General features: G+C 34.7%; 7 protein-coding genes. 2 read left to right on the top strand and 5 right to left on the bottom strand.

The annotated features are described in order from the left end of the window. Positions 1 to 183: 183 nt before the first annotated feature. Positions 184 to 837, bottom strand: coding sequence for a DNA transformation protein TfoX (gene tfoX, locus KKW16_RS07140; RefSeq protein ID WP_080351540.1), 654 nt, complete (start codon positions 835 to 837; stop codon positions 184 to 186). 376 nt (positions 838 to 1,213) lie between these two features. Between tfoX and recA the strand changes: the two genes are divergently transcribed. Continuing rightward, positions 1,214 to 2,278: a recombinase RecA gene (recA, locus tag KKW16_RS07135; protein ID WP_048953163.1), complete on the top strand. Its 1,065-nt coding sequence runs from the start codon at positions 1,214 to 1,216 to the stop codon at positions 2,276 to 2,278. Between the two features lie 79 nt (positions 2,279 to 2,357). Then, positions 2,358 to 2,816 (top strand): recombination regulator RecX, encoded by a 459-nt coding sequence (gene recX / locus KKW16_RS07130; protein WP_048953162.1) that lies wholly within the window; start codon positions 2,358 to 2,360, stop codon positions 2,814 to 2,816. On the opposite strand, the gene crcB is transcribed toward recX, so the two are convergent. The 4 genes from crcB to hcp all read right to left on the bottom strand — a co-directional run bounded on the left by crcB (position 2,813) and on the right by hcp (position 6,907). Continuing rightward, the gene (crcB, locus tag KKW16_RS07125) at positions 2,813 to 3,199 is read right to left on the bottom strand and encodes a fluoride efflux transporter CrcB (RefSeq protein ID WP_048953161.1); all 387 of its coding nucleotides are present in this window, start codon (positions 3,197 to 3,199) and stop codon (positions 2,813 to 2,815) included. The genes recX and crcB overlap by 4 nt on opposite strands. Then, positions 3,199 to 4,017: a Cof-type HAD-IIB family hydrolase gene (locus KKW16_RS07120; protein ID WP_048953160.1), complete on the bottom strand. Its 819-nt coding sequence runs from the start codon at positions 4,015 to 4,017 to the stop codon at positions 3,199 to 3,201. The genes crcB and KKW16_RS07120 overlap by 1 nt, the downstream gene beginning before the upstream one ends. A gap of 111 nt (positions 4,018 to 4,128) precedes the next feature. Further along, positions 4,129 to 5,151: an NADH oxidoreductase gene (gene hcr / locus KKW16_RS07115; protein WP_048953159.1), complete on the bottom strand. Its 1,023-nt coding sequence runs from the start codon at positions 5,149 to 5,151 to the stop codon at positions 4,129 to 4,131. Positions 5,152 to 5,254: 103 nt separating this feature from the next. Continuing rightward, positions 5,255 to 6,907: a hydroxylamine reductase gene (gene hcp / locus KKW16_RS07110; RefSeq protein ID WP_048953158.1), complete on the bottom strand. Its 1,653-nt coding sequence runs from the start codon at positions 6,905 to 6,907 to the stop codon at positions 5,255 to 5,257. Positions 6,908 to 7,249: the final 342 nt, after the last annotated feature.

The raw sequence follows: 7,249 nt of genomic DNA, 5'->3' as shown, positions 1-7,249 counted from the left end.
AAAACAAGTCAATCAACAAGTGCCCACACAGATTGTCTGATATATTGTTAAAGAGCAAAAAACAACGACGCACTTGGAAACTTAAAAACTTCACAACAGTGCGTCGTTGTGTGCGGTGCATTATAGGCGTTTTAAAACCCTTTGCAACCCCTTTTTAAGAAATTTTATTTGAACGCGCAAATTTTACTCATCATCTAATTTTCTATAACCCTTTAAACCGTTAGCCCTCAAAACTTCATTCAATTTTTTTAATAAAGCTTCTTTTTCTGCTTTAGTGAACATTTGGCTATTTTTATTAAGTAATGCTCCAACTAATTTCCAGTAGAAATCTAAAGTAGCACCACTTCCTGCTTTTTTTAATCGAACCATAGCATTCTCTGCGCCAATTTCCCTCAGCATTTTAACATCTAAAATACCAGCTTTAATTAGCGCTCTCTCATGCCTAATAGTCAAGTTAGCCAAATCTTTCAAACGGTTTAGTTTATTTAATGTACGCTTCAACTTCTGCTTTTGAATTTGTTTAATAGATAGAATTACTAGTTTTCTACATAATGCATTATCACCTATAACCTGATTAGATAAAGCATAATACTGAGAAAGAACAAAGCGTTTATTTACTTCATTTGTTGTAAAAGGCTCACAACCAAGCCTAATAAGATAAGATGCTAACTCTCCCTCCCCTCTCAAGTAGAGTTTCTTATTTTGCCAAATTGCAAACATCGTTTCTCCTTTATGGAATAACCCATATCCTGTAAAAAGGTTCCTGGAGGTAACATTTCCTACCAACTGATCTAACAGAGAGCAAACTACATCAATATGTTCGTCTTTTATATTCATATATATCTCCAAAATGAATAATTTGTTGAAAAAATCGGTAGAAGTACTTCTGCTTTTTTTATATCACGAACTTTTTTCATTACCTAAAAATAAATTTCAATTTTGTGAACCTGATCGCAAAATAAAATTTATTTTTAAAGAAATACTTAAATTACTATGAATAATCAATATAGTAAAAATCCTTCTTACAACATAAAATAGAGATAAAAGAAGCAAATTTATTTCTAACTATTTTTATTTATTTTATCTATAAATATTCAAAACTAATTCTGAACTGTTGTTCACATTTCTCATAAAATATAGAAATTTTTCTTGACCTGTACATCAATACAGATATAATCACAAAAAACTTGAACATTCAAACAGGAATTCACTTATGGCGACTCAAGAAGAAAAACAAAAAGCACTAGCTGCAGCATTAGGACAAATCGAAAAACAATTTGGTAAAGGCTCAATTATGAAGTTAGGCGATACCAAAACGTTAGATGTAGAATCTATTTCTACTGGATCACTTGGCTTAGATGTTGCACTGGGAATTGGTGGTCTACCTATGGGACGAATTGTAGAAATTTTCGGACCTGAATCATCTGGTAAAACAACATTAACTCTTTCCGTCATTGCTCAAGCGCAAAAAGCGGGAAAAACCTGTGCATTTATTGATGCAGAACACGCCCTTGATCCTATTTATGCAGCAAAACTTGGAGTAGATGTAAAAGAACTTTTTGTTTCTCAACCAGATAATGGTGAACAAGCACTTGAAATCTGTGATGCATTAGTTCGCTCTGGCGCAATTGATGTAATCATTGTTGACTCCGTTGCCGCACTGACACCAAAAGCTGAAATTGAAGGGGATATGGGTGATTCCCATATGGGACTACAGGCTCGTTTAATGTCACAAGCTTTGCGTAAACTTACTGGCCAAATAAAAAATGCAAACTGTTTAGTTGTATTTATTAACCAAATCCGAATGAAAATAGGTGTGATGTTTGGCAATCCAGAAACTACCACTGGCGGTAATGCATTAAAATTCTATTCTTCTGTTCGTTTAGATATTCGTCGCACAGGTTCTGTAAAAGATGGCGAAAATATTATTGGGAATGAAACTCGCGTAAAAGTAGTGAAAAACAAATTAGCGGCACCATTCCGTCAAGTAGATTTCCAAATTCTTTATGGTGAAGGTATTTCAAAAGCAGGGGAATTATTAGAACTTGGTGTAAAACACAAGCTTGTAGAGAAATCAGGTGCGTGGTATGCCTATAATGGAGAAAAAATTGGCCAAGGTAAAACTAACTCAATGAAATGGCTCAATGAAAATCCAGAAAAAGCAGATGAGTTAGAAGCTCGTTTACGCGCAGAATTAGTGGCTAATCCAGAACAAGCTTTAATGGCTGATATTGAACAATCTGAAAATAGTTCCGGATCAGAAAGTGATTTTGAATAAATCAAATCATTAACGCCAAAAGTGCGGTCATTTTTAACCGCACTTTATATCAACTCAATAAAAATAAAGGAATCATTCCTTGTCATCCCTTGCTTTTAATTACATAGTTAATCTTCTTTCTCGCAGAGAATATAGTGAATTCGAGCTCCGCAATAAAATGCAGGAAAAGAACTTTTCGGAAGAAGAAATTGATGATGCATTATCTTTATGCCAGGCAAAAAATTGGCAAAGTGATCGTCGTTTTTCAGAAAATTATCTAAATTCACGCGCACAAAAAGGTTATGGTGTAGGAAGAATTCGACAAGAATTACTCCAATTAAAAGGTGTGTCTTCTGATATTATTGATGAAGTTTTAATGGAATCAGAAATTAATTGGTATGAAATGGCTGAGAACTTGTTACGTAAAAAATTCCCAAATTACAACGAACAGCAAACGCCTAAAATGAAACAAAAAATTTGGCAATATATGCTATCACATGGATTTCGTAGCGATGAATTTGCTGATTTAATTGGGCAAAACCAAAGTGAATGGGATTAAGATAAAAGTTGAGAACAAATTTTATATATCCAAATGCCCAATACAGTCATAGCTAAACATCCGAATAAATGCATCATCAATACACAAAATCCATTTAACCACTTGTCATTAAAAAATAATTCCACAATTTCGGAAGAAAAAGAAGAAAATGTGGTTAGCGATCCTAAAAAACCGGTAATTAAAAATAACCGCCATTCAGAACTAATTTGTGGAAATTGCCAAAAAAGCCCAAGTAATACACCAATAATTAAACAACCAAGCAAATTAGCTATTAAAGTTCCAAAAGCAAATGAGGAAAATAAAGGATTAAATAACAATCCTATAGCCCAACGCAATGACGCACCTAATATTGCACCACAACTTATAAATAATAATGCCTGCATTAATAATCTAATCCAAATTGGGTTCGCAAATAACGAGCGACTGATTCTTCTTTATTTGAACCAATAACTTCTAACTCTGGACAAGCTTTTTTTAAACGAACATCTGCATCTTGCATGATGCAGCCCTTACCAGACCAAGAAAGCATTTCTACATCATTCATTCCATCACCAAAAGTAATACAGTCTTTTAACTCATACTCACGTGATTCGAGTAAATGTTTTAATGCATCCCCTTTTGAAACATTCTTATTCATTACTTCCAAACAAGCTAATGCTGAATAAACAATTGTCGTTACGTCACCAAACTTATCTCGTAAATAACTTTCTACTTCAACTAAATCCTCAGGAGTTTTACCAATAAAAAAGACTTTTTCTGTCCCACGTCCATGATGTTTGGAAAAATCGACAACGTTATAATCGAATCCAGATTCTTTATGGAACTGACGCATTGCAGGGATATCTTTGTTAGTAAACCAACCTTCATCTTGATAGCTATTCATGCATACTTTGGAAGTATCAAATGGCGTTTTGTAAAGCTCGAGAACTAAGTCTTCAGGCAAACTATTGCTATAAAGCAAATTACCCTGTAAATCCCGTACACGAGCACCATTTGATGTAATCATAACCGCACGTTCCGCACCAATTTTTCCAAGAATAGATGACACATCGGTATGGTTACGCCCCGTTGCCAAAATGATATCCACTCCGTTTTGCTCTAATGCTCTCAGCGTATCAATGGTAAGATCACCGACTAAATGTTCAGGAGTTAAAAGGGTGCCATCTAAATCAGACACCATTGCTCGAAAAGGTAAATTCATAAAAAACTCAAAAAATAATTTGCGGTTATCATATCACTAAATATACAAATTGCCCTTGTCTAAGATCAATGTATAAAAACCGTAATAAAAATAACCGCACTTTATTAAGGATTAAGGCATTAAATCAACTGATATATTTCCTTTCATTTGACAGCAACACGCTAAAACATAACCTTGTTTAATTTCATCTTCTGTCAGCGGTCCGTTTGAACTCACTTCATAATCCCCACTCACCACTAAAGTTTTACAAGAACCACAAATACCTTCTCTACAGGCGGCAATAATCGGTGCTTTATGTTCTTCCAAAGCAGCTAATAAGGTTTTTCCAACAGGTACAGAAAAAGTTTGAGGTACTGGATTAATAATAGAAAGCGTCACTTGTTTACTATTATCTAACATACAATTTTCTGCTGAAGAATGAAATTGCTCTAAAAAGAAACGCTCAGATGGAATACCAAGGGATTCTGTCATCGTACGTAAATCATTCATATAACTCTCTGGACCACAAGTCAGCACCGTATAATCAGCTATATTGGGTACAAGGTCAGATAACATTTGACTATTTAAACGTCCAGCTATAAAGCCATCATCCGCATCAACAGAAGCATTAATAAATAATTTTAACTGTGGAAATTGTTCTTTCAGCAATGTCCATTCTCGTTTAAAAATAACATCTTTAGGCGAATGGACACTATAGAATACAACCACATCTACACTCGGTTTATTTTTTAATAACCAGCGCGTCATAGACATGATTGGCGTAACGCCACATCCACCAGCCACAAGCAAATATCGATCACTTACAATACGGGTACAGGTAAATTTACCCATTGGATCGGATAGCCAAATTTGATCACCTTCTTTAATTTCGGATGTAATCCAATTAGAACCTACTCCATTTTTAATACGGCGAACGGTTAAAGTAACAAAACGGCTCATTCCTGGCGTAGATGATAGTGTATAAGCTCGCACAATATTTGGCGTATTACGAATACTTACTAAAGCGTACTGACCAGGCTCATAAGGGTAAAAATCTTGTGCTATTAATTCAATTGTATAGACATCATCAGTTTCCTGATGAATAGCATGTACCTGCATTTCGTTATAACACAACGGATTCTGATTATTTGACATAGAATTTTCTCTTTGAAGATAGAAAAAAGTGCGGTGGATTTTTAAAATGTTTATAAAACTAATACTACAAATTAAAAAATCGACCGCACTTTTCTATGAAATGTTATTTAGCTAAAGCTTCTGCCATATCTTGTTCAGGAGTGGTCAAACCGCGCAAACCGAATTTTTCATTTAATAATGCCATCACATTATCATTTAAAAATGCTGGAGCAGTCGGCCCTGTATAGATATTTTTTACACCTAACGCCAATAAGGTAAGCAAAATAACAATAGCTTTTTGCTCAAACCAAGAAAGCACTAGTGTTAATGGCAATTCATTAACGCCAATACCAAGTTTTTGTGAAAGATTTACAGCAAGCATTATCGCAGAATACGCATCATTACATTGCCCAACATCTAACAAGCGAGGTAACCCATCAATAGCACCAAAATCTAATTTATTAAAACGATATTTACCACAACCTAAAGTTAAAATCGCACAATCTTCCGGTACTTGACGAGCAAAATCAGTGTAATAGCTACGTTCACCTTTGCTACCATCACACCCGCCCACTAAGAAAACATGACGTAATTTTCCACCAGCAACAAGATTAATCACCGCATCTGAAGCATCTAATAAAGTTTGACGACCAAACCCAACGGTAATTTTGTGTTCTAATTCATCATAAGGGAATCCCGCCATTTCTTGTGCTTTCGCGATAACTTGACTGAAATCACGATCTTCAATGTGCGTTACACCAGGCCAGCCCACAATACTACGGGTATAAATACGATCTGCGTAATTACCAACATTAGGATCAATAATACAGTTAGAGGTCATAATTACAGGACCAGGGAATTTAGCAAATTCTTTCTGCTGATTTTGCCAACCACTTCCATAGTTACCAACTAAATGGTTGTATTTTTTCAATTCTGGGTAACCATGCGCAGGTAACATTTCACCATGAGTATAAATATTTATCCCTGTTCCTTCCGTTTGTTCTAAAAGTGCTTTTAAATCTTTTAAATCATGACCAGAAATTAAAATACATTTTCCTGCTACAGGCTTCACATTTACCGTTGCTGGAACAGGATGACCAAATGCTTCTGTTTCACCTGCATCTAATAAACTCATTACTTGAAAATTCATATTACCGATGCCAAGCGCCTTTTCTAACAATTCATTTAGATCGCTTGGATTTGTTCCTAGCCACGCCATAAACTCATGGAATTGACGATATACCTCATTATCAAATTTACCTAAAACATGGGCATGTTCCATATAAGCAGCCGCACCTTTTAAACCGTATAAACAAAGCATACGCACGCCATGTACTTCTTCCCCAATCAAAGTGCGGTCAGAATTTAGAGCAAAATTCGCTGCTTGTTTTGTTAAATCAGAAATCGTTGCACCTTCAAGCTGTAAATGAGCTAATGGATGGTTTATATCAATACTTGGATTTAGTGTACGGCAACGTTTCATTAAATTATCGCGATAAGCGATGGCTTGTTGCGCATATTCAACTATACGTTGAGAATCAAAGTTTACATTAGTCAAGGTAGAGAAAAATGCTTGTGCCGTAAAAGCATCAATTTCATTATCAATAATAGCTAAATCTCTCGCTTGAATAGCCCAAGCAGATAAGCTTTGCAGAGTTGCAATAAGAAGATCTTGTAAATCAGAAGTTTCCGCAGTTTTACCGCACATTCCTTGAGAGTAACTACAACCATTACCCATCGGAGTACGCATGGTTTGTTCACATTGTACACAGTACATAATTAAGTCCTTTTGTTAGAATAGAAAGTTTCGTTATAAACCCGATAAAATCACTCAGATTTATGAATAAAATGATAAAACCTTTTTTCTACTAGATACAAAAGGAAATTTTAATTAATTAGAACTTGTTTGATCTAGATTAAGCTAATACCAATCATAAATTGATTTTCTTGTTTAGAAAAACATAAATTCTAATAACACTAAAAACCTCGCAATAAAATTCAATATCTTTACATTACCAGATGAAATACGATAACAAATTTCATTTTATTTCTCTTATAATGCAACCGTTCGAACGACAAGCAGTATCTCGAATGATGTATGTTTATTCCCCAATGGATA

Source organism: Haemophilus sp. SZY H8 (assembly GCF_018829755.1).
Taxonomy (GTDB): Bacteria; Pseudomonadota; Gammaproteobacteria; order Enterobacterales; family Pasteurellaceae; genus Haemophilus; species Haemophilus haemolyticus_K.
The sequence above is the reverse complement of the archived record's forward strand: the minus strand, read 5'-3'. Positions and strand labels throughout refer to the sequence as shown.